The 21531-nt window shown below is 68.2% G+C and carries 24 protein-coding genes and 1 pseudogene; 10 read left to right on the top strand and 15 right to left on the bottom strand.

Annotated elements, in window-relative coordinates:
- Window positions 1-297: 297 nt before the first annotated feature.
- Window positions 298-1335, top strand: a complete 1038-nt coding sequence (locus ACYVD1_RS16500; protein ID WP_460773145.1) for a helix-turn-helix domain-containing protein — start codon at window positions 298-300, stop codon at window positions 1333-1335.
- 12 nt (window positions 1336-1347) lie between these two features.
- Here the strand turns inward: ACYVD1_RS16500 and ACYVD1_RS16495 are convergent, their stop codons facing one another.
- Both ACYVD1_RS16495 and ACYVD1_RS16490 read right to left on the bottom strand, forming a co-directional pair.
- A complete protein-coding gene (locus ACYVD1_RS16495) occupies window positions 1348-2445 on the bottom strand; it encodes a class II histone deacetylase (protein WP_460773143.1) in 1098 nt (365 codons plus the stop codon).
- A 182-nt stretch (window positions 2446-2627) separates the two neighbouring features.
- Entirely contained in the window at window positions 2628-2936 is a 309-nt protein-coding gene (locus ACYVD1_RS16490; RefSeq protein ID WP_460773141.1) for a helix-turn-helix domain-containing protein, read from the bottom strand.
- Between the two features lie 75 nt (window positions 2937-3011).
- Between ACYVD1_RS16490 and map (ACYVD1_RS16485) the strand changes: the two genes are divergently transcribed.
- A complete protein-coding gene (map, locus tag ACYVD1_RS16485) occupies window positions 3012-3779 on the top strand; it encodes a type I methionyl aminopeptidase (protein ID WP_460773139.1) in 768 nt (255 codons plus the stop codon).
- Window positions 3780-3834: 55 nt separating this feature from the next.
- On the opposite strand, the gene ACYVD1_RS16480 is transcribed toward map (ACYVD1_RS16485), so the two are convergent.
- The 4 genes from ACYVD1_RS16480 to ACYVD1_RS16465 form a co-directional block, all read right to left on the bottom strand.
- Window positions 3835-5499 (bottom strand): glycoside hydrolase family 13 protein, encoded by a 1665-nt coding sequence (locus ACYVD1_RS16480; RefSeq protein WP_460773136.1) that lies wholly within the window; start codon window positions 5497-5499, stop codon window positions 3835-3837.
- Between the two features lie 66 nt (window positions 5500-5565).
- A complete protein-coding gene (locus ACYVD1_RS16475; protein ID WP_460773133.1) occupies window positions 5566-6519 on the bottom strand; it encodes a carbohydrate ABC transporter permease in 954 nt (317 codons plus the stop codon).
- Window positions 6516-7466: a carbohydrate ABC transporter permease gene (locus ACYVD1_RS16470; RefSeq protein ID WP_460773131.1), complete on the bottom strand. Its 951-nt coding sequence runs from the start codon at window positions 7464-7466 to the stop codon at window positions 6516-6518. Before ACYVD1_RS16470 ends, ACYVD1_RS16475 begins: the two co-directional genes overlap by 4 nt.
- A gap of 90 nt (window positions 7467-7556) precedes the next feature.
- Window positions 7557-8852 carry an ABC transporter substrate-binding protein gene (locus ACYVD1_RS16465; RefSeq protein WP_460773128.1) on the bottom strand — a complete coding sequence of 432 codons (1296 nt, stop codon included), beginning with the start codon at window positions 8850-8852 and terminating at the stop codon, window positions 7557-7559.
- Window positions 8853-9164: 312 nt separating this feature from the next.
- On the opposite strand from ACYVD1_RS16465, the gene ACYVD1_RS16460 reads away from it, so the two are divergent.
- Window positions 9165-10202, top strand: coding sequence for a LacI family DNA-binding transcriptional regulator (locus tag ACYVD1_RS16460; protein WP_460773126.1), 1038 nt, complete (start codon window positions 9165-9167; stop codon window positions 10200-10202).
- A 4-nt stretch (window positions 10203-10206) separates the two neighbouring features.
- Here ACYVD1_RS16460 and ACYVD1_RS16455 read toward each other — a convergent pair whose 3' ends face one another.
- The 7 genes from ACYVD1_RS16455 to ACYVD1_RS16425 all read right to left on the bottom strand — a co-directional run bounded on the left by ACYVD1_RS16455 (window position 10207) and on the right by ACYVD1_RS16425 (window position 15528).
- Window positions 10207-10359, bottom strand: coding sequence for a hypothetical protein (locus ACYVD1_RS16455; RefSeq protein WP_460773124.1), 153 nt, complete (start codon window positions 10357-10359; stop codon window positions 10207-10209).
- 123 nt (window positions 10360-10482) lie between these two features.
- Window positions 10483-11367 (bottom strand): S66 peptidase family protein, encoded by an 885-nt coding sequence (locus ACYVD1_RS16450; protein WP_460773277.1) that lies wholly within the window; start codon window positions 11365-11367, stop codon window positions 10483-10485.
- Between the two features lie 245 nt (window positions 11368-11612).
- The gene (locus tag ACYVD1_RS16445; protein ID WP_460773122.1) at window positions 11613-13004 is read right to left on the bottom strand and encodes a M20/M25/M40 family metallo-hydrolase; all 1392 of its coding nucleotides are present in this window, start codon (window positions 13002-13004) and stop codon (window positions 11613-11615) included.
- A 213-nt stretch (window positions 13005-13217) separates the two neighbouring features.
- Window positions 13218-14051: a M55 family metallopeptidase gene (locus tag ACYVD1_RS16440; RefSeq protein WP_460773120.1), complete on the bottom strand. Its 834-nt coding sequence runs from the start codon at window positions 14049-14051 to the stop codon at window positions 13218-13220.
- Window positions 14052-14253: 202 nt separating this feature from the next.
- Entirely contained in the window at window positions 14254-14430 is a 177-nt protein-coding gene (locus ACYVD1_RS16435; RefSeq protein ID WP_460773275.1) for a DUF397 domain-containing protein, read from the bottom strand.
- A 37-nt stretch (window positions 14431-14467) separates the two neighbouring features.
- Window positions 14468-14674, bottom strand: coding sequence for a DUF397 domain-containing protein (locus tag ACYVD1_RS16430; protein ID WP_460773118.1), 207 nt, complete (start codon window positions 14672-14674; stop codon window positions 14468-14470).
- Window positions 14671-15528: a helix-turn-helix domain-containing protein gene (locus tag ACYVD1_RS16425; RefSeq protein ID WP_460773115.1), complete on the bottom strand. Its 858-nt coding sequence runs from the start codon at window positions 15526-15528 to the stop codon at window positions 14671-14673. Before ACYVD1_RS16425 ends, ACYVD1_RS16430 begins: the two co-directional genes overlap by 4 nt.
- Before the next feature lie 219 nt (window positions 15529-15747).
- Between ACYVD1_RS16425 and ACYVD1_RS16420 the strand changes: the two genes are divergently transcribed.
- From ACYVD1_RS16420 to ACYVD1_RS16410, 3 genes are all read left to right on the top strand, one after another.
- Entirely contained in the window at window positions 15748-16113 is a 366-nt protein-coding gene (locus ACYVD1_RS16420; protein ID WP_460773112.1) for a hypothetical protein, read from the top strand.
- A gap of 136 nt (window positions 16114-16249) precedes the next feature.
- A complete protein-coding gene (locus tag ACYVD1_RS16415) occupies window positions 16250-16582 on the top strand; it encodes a DUF6247 family protein (protein ID WP_460773110.1) in 333 nt (110 codons plus the stop codon).
- Window positions 16583-16840, top strand: a complete 258-nt coding sequence (locus ACYVD1_RS16410) for a hypothetical protein (protein WP_460773108.1) — start codon at window positions 16583-16585, stop codon at window positions 16838-16840.
- A 162-nt stretch (window positions 16841-17002) separates the two neighbouring features.
- Here ACYVD1_RS16410 and map (ACYVD1_RS16405) read toward each other — a convergent pair whose 3' ends face one another.
- Window positions 17003-17854: a type I methionyl aminopeptidase gene (gene map, locus ACYVD1_RS16405; RefSeq protein WP_460773106.1), complete on the bottom strand. Its 852-nt coding sequence runs from the start codon at window positions 17852-17854 to the stop codon at window positions 17003-17005.
- A gap of 126 nt (window positions 17855-17980) precedes the next feature.
- Between map (ACYVD1_RS16405) and ACYVD1_RS16400 the strand changes: the two genes are divergently transcribed.
- Both ACYVD1_RS16400 and npdG read left to right on the top strand, forming a co-directional pair.
- Complete coding sequence (locus tag ACYVD1_RS16400; RefSeq protein WP_460773103.1) at window positions 17981-18169, top strand: hypothetical protein; 189 nt, start codon at window positions 17981-17983, stop codon at window positions 18167-18169.
- Between the two features lie 136 nt (window positions 18170-18305).
- Window positions 18306-19001, top strand: a complete 696-nt coding sequence (gene npdG, locus ACYVD1_RS16395; RefSeq protein WP_460773100.1) for an NADPH-dependent F420 reductase — start codon at window positions 18306-18308, stop codon at window positions 18999-19001.
- Window positions 19002-19087: 86 nt separating this feature from the next.
- Here npdG and ACYVD1_RS16390 read toward each other — a convergent pair whose 3' ends face one another.
- A complete protein-coding gene (locus tag ACYVD1_RS16390; RefSeq protein WP_460773098.1) occupies window positions 19088-20128 on the bottom strand; it encodes an LLM class F420-dependent oxidoreductase in 1041 nt (346 codons plus the stop codon).
- 182 nt (window positions 20129-20310) lie between these two features.
- On the opposite strand from ACYVD1_RS16390, the gene ACYVD1_RS16385 reads away from it, so the two are divergent.
- Window positions 20311-20985, top strand: coding sequence for a helix-turn-helix domain-containing protein (locus ACYVD1_RS16385; protein ID WP_460773096.1), 675 nt, complete (start codon window positions 20311-20313; stop codon window positions 20983-20985).
- Window positions 20982-21428, top strand: a pseudogene (locus ACYVD1_RS16380) (MFS transporter); the annotation flags it as partial. The gene ACYVD1_RS16385 and the pseudogene ACYVD1_RS16380, both read left to right, overlap by 4 nt.
- Between the last annotated feature and the right edge of the window lie 103 nt (window positions 21429-21531).

The following is a 21531-nucleotide window of genomic DNA, read 5'->3' as shown; positions in this document are numbered from 1 at the left end:
GGTCGTCGTTGACGCGACCCTCATGTGATTACCACCCGCGGTGTCCGGGTCGGCCGTGTACACGCCCGGGCCGCGGGTGTGTGGTTCCCAACCTAGGTGGTGGCGCGTCGCCCTCTTGCGGCGAGAGAGTCTTGCCGCACAGGACGTGTGCCGGGTATTCCTTGATCGTCACAGTGCGCATCCGGCACACCGGGGGTGAGGAGCCTTGGGAAGTCCGTGGTCCTGGGCAGCGGAGCAAAATCGGTACGCGGAGACCGCCACAGCGTCAACAGGGCGCATGATGCGTGGAGTGCCGCGGTGAACGATTCAGGGGCAGAAGGCCTTTCTCGCGCGGTGGTCGACCTGCGTTCCGTCATTCCTTTCGACTCGGCGCAGGTCATCCGCCATGACCCCAGAAGCGACCGGTCCCGGGAAGTCATACGACTGGGTTACGGTGCCGCCTCATCATGGGCGCTCCAGCACCTTTTCATCCGCCGGTACGGGATCGGTTTCACCCACTGGATGAGTCCGTTGGACGGCCTTCCGCCGTCGATCAGCGACGTTCCTCCGAGTCGCCGCCAAGAGTTTATGAGCTCCGAAGTATACCGCGAATACCTTCGCGTCGATGGCTATCGTGACGGTATGAGCGTGGAACTCTTCTCGGGAAACCAATATGTTGGACTGGCGCACTTCTCCTCGCGCGACAATCTGGTGTACACACAGAAGGAGAGGAAGGTTGCCTCTTCTGTGTCGGGGTTGCTGGCGGCGGCAATCCAAAATTCCACCGAAATCATGGATGCACAAGATCGCGTGTCATGGGTGGATGTTTCAGGAAACAGCCCACCCTTCTTTCGAGGGGCGGAAGAGTTTGGTATCTGGCGTTTTGATGTGCGCATCAGTGACTGGTGTGCCGTATCGGGAACCCGTGATGCACCATGGCGTGAGGACCCGCTTTTCCTGCGGCACCTGGAGCTGTTCTCAGGGAACCCGGATCACAGTGCCAGGCACTTGTGGACCACTGGAAAGTCTGTCTATGCAATATCTCTGACAAAGTTGCCGAGTACAGGGCAGATTGAGGTCCGGTCTGGCCGGTGCACTGCCGAGAGGTATTGGGGGCTGAGCCTTCAGGAGCTGAGGGTGGCTTCCCTGATGTGCCTTGGTAAGACCGACGAGGAAATCGCTGTCCTCATGAACCTGAGTCCGCGGACCGTGCACTCCCACACGACGAGCACACGACGTAAAATGGGGGTACGAAGCCGGGTTGAGGCGGCCGTGCGGATCATCACGACCGCCTCTTTCCTCCCCGATCCCAGGTTCGCCTCACTCGCCGAATTTTCCCGAGCTCTGAAGCAGTGATCGAGCCTCGGCTCAGTGAATGTCCCGCACGAGGTCGGCGACACCGTCAACGGCGGCTTGCTCGTGCTCAAGCAGTTCGTCCCCGCCCATGTCCCAGACGAGGCCGTGGTATCCGTCTTCGACACCGGTGTCGACGCCGCTGAGCTCCTCCATGACCGCAAGGCCGCAGAAGGGAACGTAGAACGGGCTGTAGCCGCCCTCTTGGAGTAGTACCAGCCGTCCGTCGGAGACTTCTTCCGCCGCGCTCATGATCTGTTGGGTGATCCTGCGGAACCCGTCGGTTCTGACCATCATGCGTGCGAGAGGGTCGATGATCGAAGCATCAAAACCGCTGGCAACAATGATCAGATCCGGGTTGTAGGCCCTCAAAGCAGGCAGTACGACGGTCTCGAACGCGTACTCGTAAACAGCGTTGCCTCCACCAGGCGGAAGCGGAACATTCAGGGTGTAACCGAATCCCTCGCCAGCGCCCCGTTCATCACTGAAACCCGAGTCAGAGGGAAAACAGTGGTCCTGGTGGACCGAGATGTTGAGGACATCCGAGCTTTCCCAGAAAATGTCCTGGGCGCCGTTCCCGTGGTGGACGTCCCAGTCAACGATCGCGACCCGGCCGACCCCCATGACTTGTTGGGCATAGCGGGCGGCGACGGCGGCATTATTGAAGAGGCAGAATCCCCGCCCCAGGGCGCGCTCGGCGTGGTGCCCGGGAGGGTTGATCAAGGCATAGGCCCGTGAGACATCTCCTCGGGTGACGGCCTCGGTTGCGGCTAGCGCTCCACCGGCAGCCAGGAGGGCAATTCTGTCGCCACCTTGGCCGAAGGGGGATACCCCGTCTCCGGCGTCCCCGCCTTTCGGCTGCTTGCTGCCGGTCACGATGCGGCCGAGGTGCTCCCGGTCGTGAACGCGCAGAATATCCGCTTCGGTGGCGGGCCGGGCCTCGATGTTCTTGAGGTGGCCGATCAGCCCTGAGGTCACAATGAGCTCGTGCAGTCGGCGTTTCGTGTCGGGATGGGCGACGTGCTGATGGACGGGCTGGAGTCCGGATCCGATGTCGGATGGCGCGAATCCGCCTGTTCCGGTGTCCATCCAGCTGTACACCGTGTTCCACACGTAGCCAGTTGTCGAGGCCATTTGTCACAGCTCCTCAGCGGTCTGAATGTGTGCCGATCGATTCGACAAGCACGACGCTAGGCTGTGATGTGGATCACGGCATCCGTATTTTTGCCCAAGTACTGCGCCTACACGGGGCCGATGGGTGGGAATCTGCGGGGCCGTGGCGGCCCTGGGTTCGCTTAGACCGCGAAGTGCGGGCGCAGGGGAGTGGGTTCGAGAGTGGCGGCGACGGTGGCGGGCTCGGCCGGTGGGTCGATCCGGGAGAGGAGGTCGTCCAGGGACAGGTCCAGGGCGGCGGCGACGGCGGCGACGGTGAAGAAGGCCGGGGTGGGGATGCGTCCGCCCTCGATCTTGCGCAGGGTCTCCACGGAGATCCCCGAGGCACGGGCGACGTCCACCATGGTGCGGTCGGCGCGGGCCTGCCGGAGGAGGGCGCCCAGGGCGCGGCCGCGCTCGACCTGCCGTTCGGTCAACGGTTCACGAACCATGCGGTGATTGTATCCCGCTCCTTTCTGATGCGTATAGTAATACCGGTATAGTTATCGTCCCCCTGGAGGGTTTCCATGGTCGAGATCAAGACCGCCGACGAAATCGCCCTGATGCGGGAGGCGGGACGCGTCGTGGCACACGCCCTGGCTGCCGCCCGCGACTTCGCCGAGCCCGGACGTACCACCGCCGACCTGGACCGGGCCGCCGCAAAGGTCATCGCCGACGCGGGCGCCGAACCCCTCTTCCTCAACTACCAACCTGCCTGGGCGCCGACGCCCTTCCCGGGCGTGACCTGCGTGAGCGTCAACGACGAGATCGTCCACGGCATCCCCGGCGACCGGATCCTGGCCGGCGGCGACCTCGTCAGCGTGGACTGCGGCGCCCGGCTGCACGGCTGGTCCGGCGACGCCGCCGTCAGCTTCGTGGTGGGCCGGGCCGACCCCGCGGACCTGGCGCTGATCGCCGACACCGAGGCGGCACTCGCCCGGGGCATCGCCGCGGCCCGCCCGGGAGGCCGCATGGGCGACATCGGATGCGCCACCGCCGCCGACGCCCGCCGGGCCGGGTACGGGCTCACCGCCGACCACGGCGGGCACGGCATCGGCCGCACCATGCACGAAGCCCCCGAAGTACCCAACGACGGACGCCCGGGCCGAGGGCTCACACTGCGCCCAGGACTCACCCTCGCGATCGAACCGATGCTCGTGCGCGGCGGCTCCGACGGCTACGCCCACGGCGACGACGGCTGGACCGTACTCAGCGACGACGGCACCCGGGCCGCCCACTGCGAGCACACCGTGGCGGTCACCAAGGACGGCCCGGTGGTACTCACCCTCCCCTGAGGGCGCCGGTGCGGCCGAACCGCCCCCGAGGGGCCGACCGCACCGGATCCGGCGGCTACGGCAGGCGCAGCCAGACCGCCGTGTCACCGGGCAGCCGCCCGTCGACCAGCTCGCCGCTGGCCAGCAGGATCCGCGCATCCTCGGGCAGGTCCACCGGCCCCGGGCCGAAGTTCACCGCGCAGCGGAACCCGTCGGCGCGGTCGAAAGCGAGAACACTCTCCTCTGAGTCGGTCCACGCCATGTCCTCGCCCGACAGGCCGGGCTCCTCCGCGCGCAGACGGAGCGCTGTTCGGTACAGGGACAGCATCGACCCCGGCTCCTCGGCGGACCGCTCGGCGGTCAGCGCGGCCCAACCAGGCGGTTGGGGCAGCCACGGCTCGCCGCCCTCCCCGAAACCGAAGGGCGGCTCATTCCCGGACCAGGGCAGCGGTACCCGGCAGCCGTCCCGACCGGGGTCGGTGTGCTCCGACCTTTCCCACGTCGGGTCCTGGAGCACCTCCGGTGGGAGGTCCTCGACCTCCCACAGGCCCAGCTCCTCACCCTGGTACAGGTACACGTTGCCCGGCAGGGCCAATGACAGCAGAGTCGCCGCCCTGGCCCGGCGGGTGCCCAGCTCCAGGTCGAACGGCTCGTCCCGGACCGCGGCGAGCGCCTTGTGCTGGGCGTGGTCGGGCCGCCCGAACCTCGACACGTGGCGTACCACGTCGTGGTTGGAAAGCACCCAGGTAACCGGGGCGCCCACAGAACCGAGCGCGGCGAAGGAGTCGTCGACAGACTGGCGCATGCCCTTGGCTGTCCACGGTGCTTGGAGGAAGTGGAAGTTGAACGCGGTGTGCAGCTCGTCGCGGCGCAGGTAGCGGGCGAGCCGTTCCGGGGTGGGCACCCACGCCTCCGCCACGAAGATCCGGGGCGGATCGTAGGAGTCGGCCACCCGCCGCCAGTCCCGGTAGATCTCGTGGACGCCGTCGAGGTCGGCGTACGGGTGCGTGCTGCCCGGTGCGGGCAGGTGCTGGGCCTCCGGGTCCTGGTGGAAGTCGGGCAGCGAGGGCTCCTTCACCAGCCCGTGCGCCACGTCGATGCGGAACCCGTCCACGCCCCGGTCGAACCAGAATCGCAGAATCGAACGGAACTCCTCGTGGACCTCCGGGTGCTCCCAGTTCAGGTCGGGCTGCTCGGGCGCGAAGAGGTGCAGGTACCACTGTCCGGGCGTCCCGTCCGGGTCCGTGGTGCGGGTCCAGGCGGGGCCGCCGAAGTTGGCGCGCCAGTTGTTGGGCGGTTCGTCGCCGTTCGGGCCCCTACCGTCGCGGAACAGGAAGAGCTCGCGCTCGGGTGAACCGGGGCCCGCGGTCAGCGCCCGCTGGAACCACTCGTGCCGGTCGGAGACGTGGTTGGGCACGATGTCGAGGATGACGCGGATGCCGTGCTCGTGGGCTTCCTCGATGAAGGCCTGGCCCTCTTCCAGAGTGCCCAGCACGGGGTCGATGTCGCGAAAGTCGGCGACGTCGTAGCCGCCGTCCGCCATCGGCGAGACGTACCAGGGGTTGAGCCACACGGCGTCCACGCCCAGTTCACGCAGGTACGGAAGGCGGGACCGGAGTCCGGCGACATCGCCGACGCCGTCACCGTTGCCGTCCGCGAAGCTGCGCACGTAGATCTGGTAGATGGAGGCGGTGCGCCACCAGGTCCCGCTGGTATCCCGGTGGGTGGCGCTCTCGGTCATGAGGACTCCTGTGTGTAGCTGCTGTCATGGGTGCCGCGGGTGGCGGGCACCCGGTGTGGGCGGGTGTTACTTGACAGCCCCGGAGGTGAGGCCGTCGACGATGCGGCGTTGGAAGACCAGCACCAGGATCACGAGGGGGATGGTGACGAGTACCCCGGCGGCCATCTGGGTGCCGAAGGGCGTCTCGAACTCGGAGGCGCCGGTGAACCGGGACAGGGCGACCGGCGCGGTCTGCATGTCCATGTCGTTGGTCATGGTCAGTGCGATGAGGAACTCGTTCCACGCGGCGATGAAGGTGAGGATCGCCGTGGTCATGATGCCCGGAGCGGCCAGCGGCAGGATCACCATCCGAAAGGCCTGCCACCGGGTGCAGCCGTCCACCATGGCGGCCTGCTCAAGGGCCACCGGCATCTGACGGAAGAACGCCGTGAGGATCCACACCGCCAGTGGTAGAGCGAACGACAGGTTGGGCACGATCAGCGCCTGGTAGGTGTTGATCCACCTGATCTCCGCGAACAGGTTGAGTAGCGGCACCACGATGGAGACCACGGGGAACATCGACGTGGCCATGATCGTGGTCAGGATCAGCCGCTTGAACCGGAACTTGAGCCGGGAGATCGCGTAGGCGGTGAGCACCGCGATGAACAGCGCGATGACCGTGGTGACCCCGGCGACGAACAGGCTGTTGAACAGTGCGCGGCCGAACCCGAGTTCGGGGTCGACGACGGCGACGTAGTTCTCGAAGGACACCGGGCCGGGGAGAGGGGTGGTGTCGAAGATGTCGGAGCTGCGCCGCAGGCTCGAGACCACCATCCAGTAGAACGGCGCCAGGCAGAACAGGACGATGCCGAGGATGCCGAGCGGGATCAGCTTCTCACCGATCCAGCGCCTCCTGTCCGGACGCGGCCGGGCGGAGGGGCGGCGCGGCGGCCGTGGCGGAGCGGACGCGGGCCCGCCCTCGGACGGGTCGGTCGGGTTCGCGGCTTCGGTGTCGGTTTCGGGGGCGGTCGGCTGGGTCATCGTGCGTCGTCCTCTCCCACGATCTCGGCGCCCAGGAGCTTCACGAAGACGTAGGCGATGAGGAACACGAACAGGAACAGCATCACCGCGTACGCGGACGCGGGGCCGAACCGCATGTTGGAGGCCTCGTCGTGGGCGAGCATGGACAGGGTCTCAACCGAGCTCTTGCGCGGCCCGATGAGCACGTAGGGCATGTCGAACATGCGCATGGTGTCCAGGACGCGGAAGAGCACGGCCACCAGCAGGGCGGGTTTGATGATCGGCAGGGTGATGGAGAAGAACCTGCGCCAAGCGCCTGCGCCGTCCATCTTGGCCGCCTCGTACACCTCGCCCGGCACCAGTTGGAGTCCGGCCAGGACGAGGAGCGCGATGAACGGGGAGGTCTTCCACACCTCGGCGACGATCACGGCGACCTGGGCCTGGACGCCCTCGGCGGTCCACAGGATCTGACCCGGGAGGATCGCGTTGGCCACGCCGTCCGCGTTGAAGATCCACCGCCACAGAAGGGCGGCTACGGCCGTGGGGATCGCCCACGGGATGAGGATGCTGGCGCGGATGAGCGCCCGCCCGCGCAGGGCGCGCGCCATGACCAGCGCCATGAGCACTCCGAGCACGACCTCGATCGAGACGGCGGTGACGGTGAAGAACAGGGTGTTGCCGAAGGCGTTCCAGAAGCGGTCGCCGTGCTCGGTGAGCAGGGCCAGGTAGTTGTCGGCGCCCACGAACGGGGAGGTGTCCTCCACGAACCCGGTGTCGGGGTCGATGCCGGGCATACCGAAGAAGGACTGACGGACCGCCGACAGGGCGGGATAGAGGATGACGAGCGCGAGGACGATGAAGGTCGGCGCGGTCAGGAGCGGGCCAACTGGCAGAGGGCGGCGGCGCCTCGGCGGTTGGCCGGGGCCGCGCGGTTCCGGGGCGCGCGCCCGGGTACGGGTCAGTGTCATTGAATGTCCTTCTGGGCCCGCCCCGGGCCACGCGTGCGCAGCGTCCGCAGGCGGTGCCACGGTCCGGGAGACGGGCCGGGGAATGGATCGTCAGAGAGTGGTGGACTCGAGTCGGGTCTGGAGGTCGGTGAGGGTGCGCTCGGGCGACTTCTCACCGGAGATCGCGGCGTAGGCCTCGTCTTGGATCGCGGCCGTGGTGTCGCCGTAGTAGACGACCCGGGGCCGGGGGATCCCGTTGAGCACTGACTCTTTGAGGTCGGGCAGGTAGGGGCTTTCCTCGACCAGTTCGGGGTCGTCGTACATGTGCTCGTAGGCGGGCGGGAGCGAGTGCTCGCGCATGTTGCGCTCCTGGATCTCCTGGCCGGTGAAGAAGGCCATGAAGTCGAGCGCGGTCGCCTTGTTCTCCGCGAATGAGGACAGCGCGACGTTGTGCCCGCCCAGGCTGGAGGTACCGGGTCCGTCGAGTCCGGGCAGCGGCGCCGTGTCGAAGAGTCCGGCGACCTCACTGGAGCCGTCTTCAGCGTTGGCCAGGGCGTACTGGTAGGGCCACTGGCGGTGGAAGACCAGGTCGCCGGCTTGGAATGCCTGGCGGCCCTGCTCTTCCTGGTAGGTCAGGGACTCGTGCGGGATGAGGCCGCTCTCGAAACCGTCGACGAGGAACTCCAGCCCGGCGAGGGCTTCAGGGCTGTCGACCGTTACCGTCTCGTCCTCGCCGACGATGCTTCCCCCGGCGCCGTGGACGGCCTCGCTGAAGTTGACGGTGAGGCCTTCGTACTTCTCGAACTGGCCCGCGTAGCAGGACATGCCCTCGGCCTCGGGGAGTTCGAGGACTTCCTCGCAGAGCGCGGTCATCTCGTCCCAGGTGGTGGGCGGCTCCTCCGCGCCGACGGCCTCCATCAGGTCTGTGCGGTAGTACAGGAGCGAGCCGTCGGTCTTGTGCGGGACGGAGAACTGGCGGTCGCGGTACTCACCGGTCTCAGCGACGGGATCGAGCATGGGATCGAGGTCGAAGTGCTCGCGGGGGAGTTCGTCGATCCAGCGGTGGGCGGCGAACTCGGCCGTCCAGACCACGTCCAGGGACAGGACCGTGTAGGTGTCGGCCTGGGTCTGGGCGTTCTGGATCATCTGCTGTCGCTGGGCATCGGGCTCGTCGGGCAGTTCGACGAAAGTGACCGGTTCATCGGGGTTGGCCTCGTTCCACTCCGCGATGATCGACGGGACCATGCCGGAGGTGTCGGAGCCCGCCACGTAGGTGATGGGGCCGCGCCCCTCGAACTCACCCGGGCCGTCGGGCGGTCCGCTCGTGTTGTCGCCGGTGACGCAGGCGGTGGTCACCAGCGCCGCGGCCGAAACGGCCGCCGCCAGGGCGCGCCTCGGTCTGCTCATCCTGCTCCTCCTCGGGAGGTCTCCGGTGTGGCCGGGTCGGGAGCCCGATCGTCGGTGACCGGGGGAGGCATTGCTTGGACAACGTTGTCCCGGGGTGGCGAACCATCCGCGCGAGTGGTGTGGTCCGGGCCTCCGAGCCCGGCCCAGCTGCTCCACGGCTGCGGAGGCGCAGCTATGCTAAATCGAATTAGCTAGAGTATGTGTGACACATCACCCGCATGTCAACCACGTGATCATCAGGTAACGGGGGTTTGACTTCGTCGCATAGCGACGGGACTCTGACAGCTGCCCGCGGACTCCGGAGGATTCCCCATGACGAAGAAGCGCGTCACCCTGGCCCACGTCGCCGAGGAGGCGGGCGTGTCAAGGACGACGGCCTCCTTCGTGATGTCCGGGCGCACGGATATGCGAATCTCCGAGGACTCCCAGCACCGGGTCCGCGCGGCCGCCGAGCGGCTCGGGTACCGCCCCAATCAGACTGCCCGCAGCCTGCGCACCAACGTCACCCGCACCCTCGGGCTGGTCTCCGACACCATTGCCAGCACGCAGTACGCGGGTGAGATCATCCGTGGCGCCAGTGACGAAGCACAGGAGCGGGGCCTCATGGCGATCGTCGCCGAGACCCAGGCCGACCCGCGGCTGGAACGGGACCTGATCCAGGAGCTGCTGGACCGGCAGGTCGACGGTTTCGTCTACGCGATCATGGGACCGCGTCATAGCGAGCCGCCCGAGGCCCTCAGGCACAGCCAAGTGGTGCTGTTGCAGTGCCTCGGCGGCGACTTCGACGTGCCCCGCATCATCCCCGACGACTTTCAGGCTGGCCGGGAGGCCGCCCGGGCCCTGGTCGAGGCCGGGCACCTGGAGGGGGTGCACGCGATCGGAGCCCACCACCGCACCGAGGCACAGCCCGACGGCATCGACGCGGGCAACGAACGCATGCGCGGGGCGGAGGAGGTTCTGGCCGAGCACGGCACGGCCTTCGCCGGTGTGTGGCAGTGCGTGTGGGAGCCCCAGGACGGTTACCGCGCGACCCGGGCCCTGCTCGACTCCGGCTCCCGGCCGCGTGCCCTGGTCTGCGCCAACGACCGGGTCGCAATGGGCGCCTACCAGGCACTGCAGGAGGACGGGGTAGGCATTCCTGAGGACGTCTCGGTCGTCTCTTTCGACAACTCAGAGCTCGCCGCGTGGCTGCGCCCCGGCCTCAGCTCGGTGAACCTGCCCTACTACGAGATGGGCCGCCTGTCGGTCCGCCTCCTGCTGGACCCCGCCGCCGAGCGCACCCTCCACCACGTGCCGATGCTCATGCGGGAACGAGAGTCCGTGGCCCGGGTGGGCGGCTCCGCGGTGTGAGCGGTCAGGGCAGGGGGTCTTCGGGGTGGCCCCTGCCCCGCTCGCGTTCGTGTTCGCGCAGGGCAGTGCGCACCGCGATGCGCACGACGTAGTAGGTCACGTAGGCCCACACCAGAAGTGCCACCGCGGCCAGTGCCAAGCCGGAGAGCGGATCCATGCCGCCACCCTAGCGGCGGCGGGTCAGCGTGCCGCGGTCCGGGTGAAGCCCGCTGCCTTGCCGTTGCCCGGCATGCCCGTCACCAGTACGCGCGTACCCATCCGGGGCCTCCTGCTCCAGTACCTACGCCAGTCCGGGGACGTCCAGCTCCAGGCTGCCGCCCTCGGTGTCCAGCACGGCCGGGATACCCAACGGGACGGTGAGTTGCGCCGCGCAGTGGCCGAACTCCAGGCCCCACAGCACGGGCACCCCCAGGGGGTCGAGCCGGTCGCGCATCAGCTCGGCGATGACCCCCAGGTCCGGCGGGCAGTCGGTCCAGGTACCGAGAACGACACCGGCCATGCCGTCCAACCAGCCGGTGCGGAGCAGGTGGGTGAGCATCCGGTCGATGCGCGCCGCGTCCTCGTTGATGTCCTCCAGGACGAGGATGCCGCCGGCCGCCGACAGGCGGCTGTGCGGTGTGGCGAGCCCGTCGTTGAGCAGGCTCAGGTTCCCGCCCAGGACCACGCCCTCGGCCCGGCCCGGAACAAGCGCGTGCGCGCCCGGCGAGGTGAGCACGGTGCGCTGCTCGGGGGTGAACAGCGTGGTGTGCAGCTCCCGCTGGGCCACCGGGTCGCCGACGAAGTACCGCGTCCCGACCACCGGCCCGTGCACGGTCGCCAAACCCAGCTCCACCGCGAACGCCTCGTGGAGCGCGGTGATGTCGCTGAACCCGATGAGCGCCTTGGGCTCGGCCCGGCGCATCGCGTCGAAGTCGAGCAGGTCCAGCATCCGGTGCGCCCCGTCGCCGCCGCGCGCGCAGAAGACCGCGCGCACGTCCGGGTCGCACCAGGCCTCCTGCAGGTCGGCGGCCCTGGAGCGGTCGTCACCGGCGAGGTAGGGGAGGAGGGGGTGGCGGTCGCGCACGTGCGGGGCCAGATCGACCTCCAGCCCCCAGCTCTTCAGAACCTCCACCGCGGCATCCAGCTGCGCTTCCGGAACCGGGCTGCACGGGGCCACCAGGCGCACCCTGTCGCCCCGCCGCAGCCTCGGGGGACGGGTCAGCGCCCGCGCGGCACGGGGGTTCGGGTGCCCTTTACGGCCCTTCCCGGTGCTCGCGGCGTGTCCGGGAACGCTGTCCCGTCCGTTACGCACTTCGGTCACCGATTCACCCACGCTGGTCCCCCATACCTCTCATCGTCCCCTCCACGGAGCGGTCCCGCCCCGGTGTCCGGGCGCCGACCTTCACGCGCCCGGTTCTCGTGCGCCTGCTGTCAGGCCCGCAGGAAACTGTCCAAGACCCGTACCCCGAACCGCAGCCCTTCCAGCGGTACCCGCTCGTCCACCCCGTGCAGCAGGCTCGGGTACTCGATACCCGCGGGCAACCGCATGGGGGAGAAGCCGTAGCAGTCGATCCCCAGCCGCGCGAACACCTTGGCGTCCGTCCCGCCCGCCAGGCACACCGGGACCACCCTGGCCTCGGGGTCGTGGGCGAGGATCGCGGAGCGGAGCGCGTCGAAGGCCGCCGAGTCCACTGGTGCCGAGACCGGCGGCGAGGAGTGCGCGTACTCCCACTCCACCCGGCCGCCGGTCAGCTCGTCCATGGTGGCCGTGAACTGGTCCTGGCCGCCGGGCAGGACACGGCCGTCCACACCGGCCGTGGCGTCGCCCGGCACGACGTTCACCTTGTATCCGCTCGAGAGCATCGTGGGGGTGGAGCTGTTGCGCACCGTAGGCGCGACCAGCGGCGCGGCGGCGCCGAGCTTGGCGACCAGGGCGTCCACGGATTCGTTGGTATCGGTGTCTCCGGGGGTGCGCTCCACCCCCAGGGCCTCGGAGATGGAGTCGATGGCCGCGCGCGTGACCGGGGTCAGGTGCAGCGGCCAGCGGTACTGGTCGATCCGGGCGACGGCTGCGGCGAGCGCGCCGACCGCGTTGTCCCGGGGCGGCCTGGAGCCGTGCCCGGCGGTGCCGTACGAGCGCAGTGTGAGCCAGGCGCTCCCGCGCTCCGCGGAACCTATCGGGTACAGGCGCGCGGTGGAGCCGGAGGAGGTCGGGGCGTGGACGGTGTGGCCGCCGCCCTCACCGATGGCCACCGCGCAGCCCTCGAACAGGTCCGGGTGGCCGCGCACGAGGTAGTCGGCACCGTAGGCGGCGCTGTCCTCCTCGTCGGCGACGAACGCCAGCACGATGTCGCGGCGGGGGCGCAGACCCAGCTTGGACCAGTACCGGACGACGGCGGTGACCATGCCGATGGTGTTCTTCATGTCCACCGCGCCGCGACCCCACAGGGAGGGGACGCCGGTAACCGGGCAGTCGGCGATCTCGCCGCCGAAGGGCGGGAACGTCCAGTCGTGGGGGTCGGCGGGGACCACGTCGAGGTGGCCGTGGACCAGGAGCGCGTCGGCGTCCGGGTCGGTGCCGGGGATACGGACGACCACGTTGGCCCGGCGGTCGGCGGACTCCAGGACCACGGGGGACAGGCCCGTCGCCCCGAGGGCCTCGGCCACGAACTCGGCGGCGGCGCGCTCGTCGCCGTCGCCCTTGCCGTGGTTGGTGGAGTCGCGGCGGATCAGCTCGCGGGTCAGGTGGATCGCGTCCTCTCCCGCGGTGTCCAAGGCGTCCTCACGGGCGCTGACGGGCAGGGAGGTATTGGTGTGGCCCACGGACTCGGCCTCGCTCTCAGCAGGGGTTGTGCAGCACAGGGGCTCTCGCTCACTTCCGACACACGTTTGGCCCGTGTGGTTCAGTGCTGTCCCCCGCCACAGTTGTATCGGTTTCCACGGGGAGCCGTCCCCGCGTTCGCCCAGGAGGGACGAAAGTATCTTGCGCACAAGGGACTTCGCCTCAGGGCCGGTATCGGCCGTGCATGCCGCGGGTCAGCCGTAGTTCTTCTCCATGGCGTTGGAGATCAGAGTGCAGACCGCCTTGAACGCACGGATCATCTCGTAGGCGTCCGGCGACGTGTACCGGACGCGCCGAGCACCGGTGCGGGTGACACCGGGAACGATGGCGGCGGCCTGGGCGAGCTGGGCGGAGTCGACCTCGATCTCCACGGCCTTGGTACCGGGACCGGCCGCTTCCACCCGCCCGGCGAGCAGCATAGCCTTCTCCGCGGCCTCCTTGATGTCGGCGGCGGTGCGCGCGGGCGGACGGCAGCGGGCCGCGTACCGGCTGACGTGGTCCTTCACCGCGACCGTGCGGGCGAATGGCGCGTAGGACTCAGCGTCTTCACAGGCCCGGTCGTCCCCGGTCACCAGGATGACCGGGGTGCCGTACTCGGCGACCACGGCGGCGTTGAGGTAGCCCTCGCTGGCGGGCTGGCCGTCCAGCCAGACCCCGGTGACGGCGTTGGGCAGGTAGGTGTGCGCGAGCACGCCGTCGTCCCCGGCCCCGCAGTGGTACCCGAGGAAAACGATGCCGTCCACGTCACCGGTCTGGACGCCCTCCACCATCGAGAGCTCCTTGTGCCGACCGGTGATCATGGTGGCCCGCTCGTCCAGCTCCTCCAGGAGGAGGTTGCGCATGGTGGAGTGGGCTTCGTTGACCAGCACCTCGGTGGCTCCGCCTTCGAGAAGCCCGCTGATCGAGGCGTTGACGTCACTGGTGAACATGGAGCGGCAGCGCTGCCACTGCTCGGTCCCGGGCTCGCAGTCCGCGGGCCAGGTGACACCGGTGGCGCCCTCCATGTCCGCGGAGATGAGGATCTTCATCCGGCCGACCCTAGTCCCGGGAGGGCCCGTTATCCACAGGACGAAGGGCGCGGGGTGGTGCGGGGGAGTGGTTTCGCGATCCCATGGATCATGGGGACGCCTGTTCCCCGCCGGCACGGTGCTGCCCAGACACGGAATGCCGGGCCGTGGAGGGGCCGCCCCGAACGAGCGGCTCCAGCCATCCGGCACGGCTTACGTCGGGTTACGTCGAGGAGTGTCGGCGGGCGGGCGCGAGGAAGGCGGACCACTCGTCCCGGGCAAACGCCAGGTGCCCGCGTCCACGGTTGTTCGAGTCCCGCATCGCGAAGCAGTCGGTCCCGTCCGTGAACGGCCCCGCTTCGACACATTTCCCACTGCCGTCTGAGCTGTAGGTGCTGATGTGCCAGGCGACCGGGGAGGTGGCCCATCTTTGCTCCCTAATCCAAAGATGCGAGGAGCGCGGTCCACTCGGGGCTGGCGAAGGTGAGGTACCCGAGATCCCGGTTGTTGGAATCCCGGACGGCGAACGCGGTGGCCTTGTGCCTGAAGGGCCCGGCCTCCACGCACTGGCCACTGCCGTTGGCACTGTAGGTGCTGGTGTGCCAGGCGATCGGAGGGGCGGTGATCGCCTTGTCCTTGCTCATCGGAGTTCCTTATCTAGATCCGCAAGAAGCGCGGCGGTCTTCTCATCGCTGAGGCTGTGCTGTTGGAGCCAAGCGTAGCTGTCGACAAACTGATCCACAGTGTCGGTTTCCAGGTAGAGGGACCCGGCAGGGCTCTCGATATGGGCGACTTCCGGAAACGGGTCAGCCATCTTGATGAGTGTGAAAGGGCCATCCGGGCTCGCATGAGCACCAACGCTGAACGGAATGACCCGGAGGTCGATGTTGGGTCGCTCCAACAAACGGGACAGGTGCTGGAGCTGAGCGGACATGATCTCAGGTCCGCCGACCTGGCGTCGCAAGGCAGCCTCGTCAAGAATGAGGGAAAGCGCGATTGGTTCCTCGCTGTCCAGTACTTGCTGGCGATCCATGCGGAGGCTGACCCACCGGCCGATCTCCCGTTGTGTGGAGTGCCGGTTGGCGACGAGTATCAACGATCTCGCGTAATCCTCAGTTTGCAGTAGGCCAGGGACAGTGCTGGTGGCGAACATGCGCAACGAGTGAGCCCGGCTTTCCAACCAGGCGAGGTCGATGGTGGAGCTCCACACGTTGTCGTTTGAGTACCGTTCCCACCAACCGGTGCGAGTGAGCTCTCCGGTCAGGGCAATCAGCATGTCGCGCTGGTTCTTGTCCTCGACTCCGAACAGGTCCATCAGTGCCAGCACGTCCCCGCGCCGGATCGGGTGAACTCCGGATTCAAACCTGCTCAAGGCCGAAAGGTCCCGCTGAAGATACTCAGCGGATTCCTTGAGCGTGAAGCCACCCCCTTCTCGCAGTTCCCGAAGCATCTTGCCAAGCCACTGCGCCCGTAGCGTCACCCTGCGTGCAGTTGGCATAGGCCATTACCTCCCCTGGTATCAAATTTGAAGTTGTCGTTGTAGATGCATGAGATGTGTGTCACCCTAACAGAAGGTGAGGTGAAGCTCACTGGAAAGCAAAGAGCCGGAGCGCGATCGTTGCGGCTCCGGGGATGAGACCACCGCCTGGGACGCTCACAACGAGATTGCAGCCTCTGTAGCGACCCAGGCGGTGCCTTCAGGAGAGGGGATACTCCGATGACCGAAGTTCGCACACTCCCTGCCCCGATTGTCCCGCACGGCTGGCGTGACGTCGACACGTCTGTGGACAACGAGATCCCGGAGCTGCTCAGCGACGAGCAGCTCGACCGCTACGTGGAAACGGTGGCTGAGCTCCTGCGCGCCGCCGGGCTGGACGTGGAAACCGACCCGGAGGACCCGGACCGGCTGGAGGCCCGCGCGCCGGGCGGCAGCGTCCAGCTCGAAGTGGACATCCGGGAGGACCCGAGCGCGGAGTGGTCGCTGACCGGAGGCGACGAGAGCGGACCCGGCACCCGGGCCCTCTCCCTGGCCGCGACGCTCGCCGGCGTCCTGGAGCCGAATCGCGAAGCCTCCGAGGGCTGAGTTCCGTACCGAACCAGCCGTGACGGGGTGCCCCGAGTGACAGCTGTCGGCGGCACCCGCTCCAACTTCCCCTGTGGACAACCTCCGCGACTGCCTTCACGCCCGTAACCTGTAATTCGGAGTGAGGAGGACACCCATGTCAGAAGGTTCCCAGGAGCCCCGGGACCGTTCACCCGAGCAGCGTTCGGATGAGCGGATCAACTGGAACCCAAAGGCGATTCGGGCCGCGCTCCTTCCGGAGGAGGCGGGTGACTTCGACAGAGAGTTTCGCCGGGTCATGAATGAGGCGCGAGAGAGCCTGGATATCGCCCCGGTGAACGAGTGCTTGGACCGCTGGTGGCACGTGGCCATGTCCTCGCGTGACCCCGAAGCTCACAGGCACATGCTCGACGTCGCCGCAAGAGCTGAGAGAGGTGAGCCCGTCTCGACCGTGCCCTGGCCCGAACTCAAGTCCCGGTTGGGTTTGTAGTTGTATCGCATCGACACCGAAGAGATCGCCCAAATCCAGATCCAGGCTCTGCCTGAGCACCTGCTCCCTGAACTCGCATCCCTCTTCGCGCTGCTGGAGCTACAGCCGTGGACCGGCAATCCCTACAACAAGGAGCGGCCCAACGCGAACATGCGTGTCCATACGATCGGTGAGGGCGGCGAGTGCGATGTCATCTACCTCGTGCTGGACGAACAGCGACTCGTACTGGTTCTCCGGCTTTCCTGGATCGGGTCCTGAACCCACTGCACATCCAGGTTATGGGCGACCTGCTACCCCGAGAGATTCGACGCTTCCCCCTGACCCGTCGGCACATCCGTTTCCGGTCTCGGCTACCGGACGCGCGTGGGCACCGGCCACCCGCTGACGAGTGCGGCGGCCGGGGCCCACGACGCCGGGTGACTACGGCAGGGTGAGGATCTCCGCGCCGGAGTCGGTGATGACCAGGGTGTGCTCGAACTGGGCCGTCCACTTGCGGTCGGCGGTCACGGCGGTCCAGCCGTCGTCCCACATGTCGTACTCCACCCCGCCCAGCGTGATCATGGGCTCGATGGTGAAGGTCATGCCCGGCTCCATCACGGCGGTGGCGCGCGGGTCGTCGTAGTGCGGGATGACCAGGCCGGAGTGGAACTCGGGGCCCACACCGTGACCGGTGAAGTCGCGGACCACGCCGTAACCGAAGCGCTTGGCGTACGACTCGATGACCCGGCCGATCACGTTGATCTGGCGGCCCGGACGGCAGGCCTTGATGGCCCGCATCGTGGCCTCGCGGGTGCGCTCCACGAGGAGGCGGTTCTCCTCGGCGACGTTCCCGGAGAGGAAGGTGGCGTTGGTGTCGCCGTGCACGCCGTCCTTGTAGGCGGTGATGTCGATGTTGACGATGTCGCCGTCCCCGACCACCGTGTCGTCGGGGATGCCGTGGCAGATGACCTCGTTGAGCGAGGAGCACAGCGACTTCGGGTAGCCCTTGTAGCCCAGGGTGCTGGGGTAGGCGCCGTGGTCCAGCAGGAACTCGTGGCCGATCCGGTCCAGCTCGTCCGTGGTCACACCCGGCTGGATGTTCTTACCGACCTCTTCGAGGGCCTGCGCGGCGATCCGGCCCGCGACGCGCATCCTCTCGAGGGTCTCCGGTGTCTGGAAATCGCCGAGGACACCTTCCACCGGGTGCTTCTTCCCCACGTACTCCGGCCGGACGATGTGCGAGGGGACCGAACGTTGCGGCGAGATGCGCCCAGGAACCAGCGGAGTAGTCATGTACACAGATTGTAGTTCGTAGGCGCACCCGCCTGGCCGGGGCCCAGCAGCCCGTAGCCGGGTGTGAGGTGTCCGCGGGTACGGGTAGGTGTGCCCCACACTTGCAACGACGAGAGGCGGTCGGTAGTGAGCGACGTACAGGACGACTGGTGGTTCTGTCTCAAACACAGCAAGGTCGAGCACGGCGCGGGCTGCCCCAACAGCCAGCGGCTCGGCCCCTACCCGGACGAGGGCACCGCGGCGCGAGCCCTGAACATCGCGGCCGAACGCAACGAGGCGTGGGACGAGGAAGAGGAGAACGAGGGCAACAGCTGACCGGCTGAACCATCCACCGGATCGGGCCAGCTGAAAGCAGGACGTTCGGGCGCGCGCGGAAGGCCGGTCGCCACAGGTCGCGGGGAGACCGGCCCTGCGCGTTCCGGCCCGAACCCCCCTCTGACAGGATCGGTCCATGAGTGAACAGAACACGTCGCAGGGCGCGGACATCGCCGGGCAGACCGTCTCCGTCCTGGGTGGCACGGGTGACCAGGGGCGCGGCCTGGCCCGCCGGTTCGCCCTGGCGGGCCATACCGTCTATATCGGTTCCCGCAGCGCCGAGCGGGCCGCCAAGGCCGCCGGCGAGCTCGTTGAGGCCGAGTCCACCACCATCCAGGTGCACGGGCTGGCCAACGCCGAAGCCGCGGGCCAGGGCGACATCGTCATCGTCGCCGTGCCGTGGGACGGCCACCGGGAGCTGCTGGTGTCGCTGGCCGACAAGCTGGCGGGCAAGATCGTGGTGGACTGCGTCAACCCGCTCGGCTTCGACAAGAAGGGGCCCTTCGCCCTGGACGTCGCCGAGGGCAGCGCGGCCCAGCAGGCCGCCGAAGTCCTGCCGGGTAGCCGGGTCACCGCCGCGTTCCACCACGTGTCGGCCGTGACCCTCCTGGACCCCGAGGTCGAGGAGGTGGACTTGGACGTGCTGGTGCTGGGTGAGGACCGTGCGGCCACCGACGTCGTGCGCGCTCTGGCCGACCGGATCCCCGGGGTGCGCGGCGTGTTCGGCGGCCGGTTGCGCAACGCCCACCAGGTGGAGGCGCTCACCGCCAACCTGATCGCGGTCAACCGCCGCTACAAGACCCACGCGGGCATCCGGATCACCGGCATTTAGCGCCGGGTCCCTCCGTATCCCGCACACGCGAACGGCGCCGCCCCGAAGGCATCGGAGCGGCGCCGTTCGCGTGTACTCAAGGGCTCCTAGGAGGCCCACTCCTTGACCTTCTCGATGAGCTTGGCGGGGTTCTCGCCCACCGGTGTGACGTTGAGCTGGGTGACCCCGGCGGCGCGGAAGGCCTCCACCCGCTCGCGGACGTAGGACTCGGGGCCGACCAGGTTGGTCAGCTCCACGAACTCGTCCGGCACCGCGGCCGCGGCCTCCTCCTTCTTCCCTGCCAGGTAGAGGTCCTGGATCTTCTCGGCGGCCTCCTCGTAGCCGTACCTCTGGGCGACCGTGTTGTAGAAGTTCTTGCCCTTGGCGCCCATCCCGCCCACGTACAGGGCGATCATCGGGCGGGTGAACTCCAGGAGCTTCTTGGTCTCCTCGCCTTCCCCGATGGCGAGCAGGCCGCCCGCGGAGATCTCCAGTTCGCCGAGCTTCGGGTCGCGTTTGGCCTTGCCCTTGGCGAGGAAGCCGCCCCACACGCCCTCGGCCTTCTCCGGGATGAACAGGTGCGGCAGCCAGCCGTTGGCGATCTCGGCGGTCATCTCGACGTTCTTCTCACCGAGGGAGGCCACGAAGATCGGGATCTCCGGGCGCACCGGGTGGTTGATGATCTTGAGCGGCTTGCCGAGGCCGGTGCCCTGCTCCGGCGGCAGCGGCAGCTGGAACACCTTGCCGTCGTGGGTCAGGCGCTCCTCGCGGGCCCAGACCTTGCGGCAGATCTCGATGGTCTCGCGGGTGCGGCCGAGCGGCTTGGTGTACGGGATCCCGTGGAACCCCTCGATGACCTGCGGGCCGCTGGCGCCCAGACCGAGGACGGCGCGCCCGTCGGACAGGTAGTCGAGCCCCGCCGCGGTCATCGCGATGAGGGTGGGGGTGCGGCTGTACATCGGCAGGATGGCCGAGCCGATCGTCACACGCTCGGTGCGGGCGGCCAGGTAACCCATCAGGGTGGGGCTGTCGTACCCGTAGGCCTCGGCGACCCACACGGTGTCCAGCCCGGCCTTCTCCAGCTCGGCGACCTGGTCGACGGCGGCCTTGGGTTCACCCGCGTACTGGAGCGGCATCGAGATGCGCATCTGCTGTCCTCCCGGTGGGCCGGACCCCGGCCCGCGTCGGTGCTCGGTATGGCGTCACCCTACTAACGAATCACATTCGGTTCCGGAAGCGGCCTCCTTGACTCCACTCCCAAGAGTTGTTGCCCAAGACTTATTGCCCAATAACCCTTGGCCAAGAAGTCTTGGGCGTCTATGGTCGAAGGATGAGCGACACGCCCTCCCACGAGAACCGGGAAGCCCCGGACCCCTTCGAGAACGCCGCCGTGCTCGACGCCCGCTCGCTGCGCGGGCTGGCGCACCCGCTGCGCATGCGCGTCCACCAGCTCCTCCAGCGCGGACCCGCCACCGGCAAGGCCGTCTCGGAGAAGCTCGGCATCTCCTCCGCCTCGGCCAGCTACCACCTGCGCCAGCTGAGCACCTACGGCTTCATCGAAGAGGCTCCTGAGCTGGGCACCTCCAAGGAGCGCTGGTGGCGCTCCGTCCACAAGGGATTCCGGCTGCCGGAGAGCCTCGACACCGAGGCGCCCGAGCTCAGCACGACCGTCCGCCACGCCATGGCCGCGCGCTGGGCCGAACAGCTGAGCGCTGCCGTCAACCTGTGGTCCTCCCAACCCGAGGGGTGGCGCGAGGCCCAGATGATGGCCGACCGCACGATGAGCCTCACCCTGGAACAGCTGGAGACGATGCGGGAGGAGCTGCGCGAGGTCCTCAACCGGTACTCGGACACTTCAGACGACACGGGCACCTCGGGTCGGCAGGATGCGGACACTTCCGGGGCGCGGACCGTCAACGTGCACCTCGCCGCCTTCCCCAGCCCCGATCCCGAGGACCCGACAGGTGAAGGCCCACCGGACGGGGACCCCGAGGACGCCCCATGAGACCGATCGTCGGCCTGATCACCTCCGAGGCCTTGGCCTACACGGGCACCCGGCTGGCCATGATCGCCATCCCCTGGTTCGTCCTGGAGACGACCGGAAGCCCCGCGCAGATGGGGCTGGTCACCCTCTTCGAAATGGGCGCCTACACCCTGGCCCGCCTGTTCGTCGGGCCGGTCCTGGACCGGGTGGGCCAGCGCGCGGTGAGCATCCGGGTGGACCTGATCGCCGCCGCGGCCCTGCTGGCGGTACCGGTCCTGTTCACCGCCGGACTGCTGCCCTTCCCGGTGCTGCTCGTCCTGGTCACGGTGATCGGCCTGGCCACCGGCCCCGCGGAGGCGGCCAAGGTCTCGCTGTCCCCGTTCGTGGCCGCCGCGGCCGGGGTGCGTTTGGAACGCGTCACCGGGCTGACCGGGACGGTCCGGAGTGTGTCAAGTCGAATCGGACAGGGGTAGGTGATCGTCAGGCCGCTTCACACAGGTCAGCGCTGTGCTGCGCGGTAGGTGCGGTGTCCGGTTCGTTGATCCACGCGGCCTCGGGAAGAGCAGG

The organism is Nocardiopsis nanhaiensis, assembly GCF_054778635.1.
The sequence above is the reverse complement of the archived record's forward strand: the minus strand, read 5'-3'. Positions and strand labels throughout refer to the sequence as shown.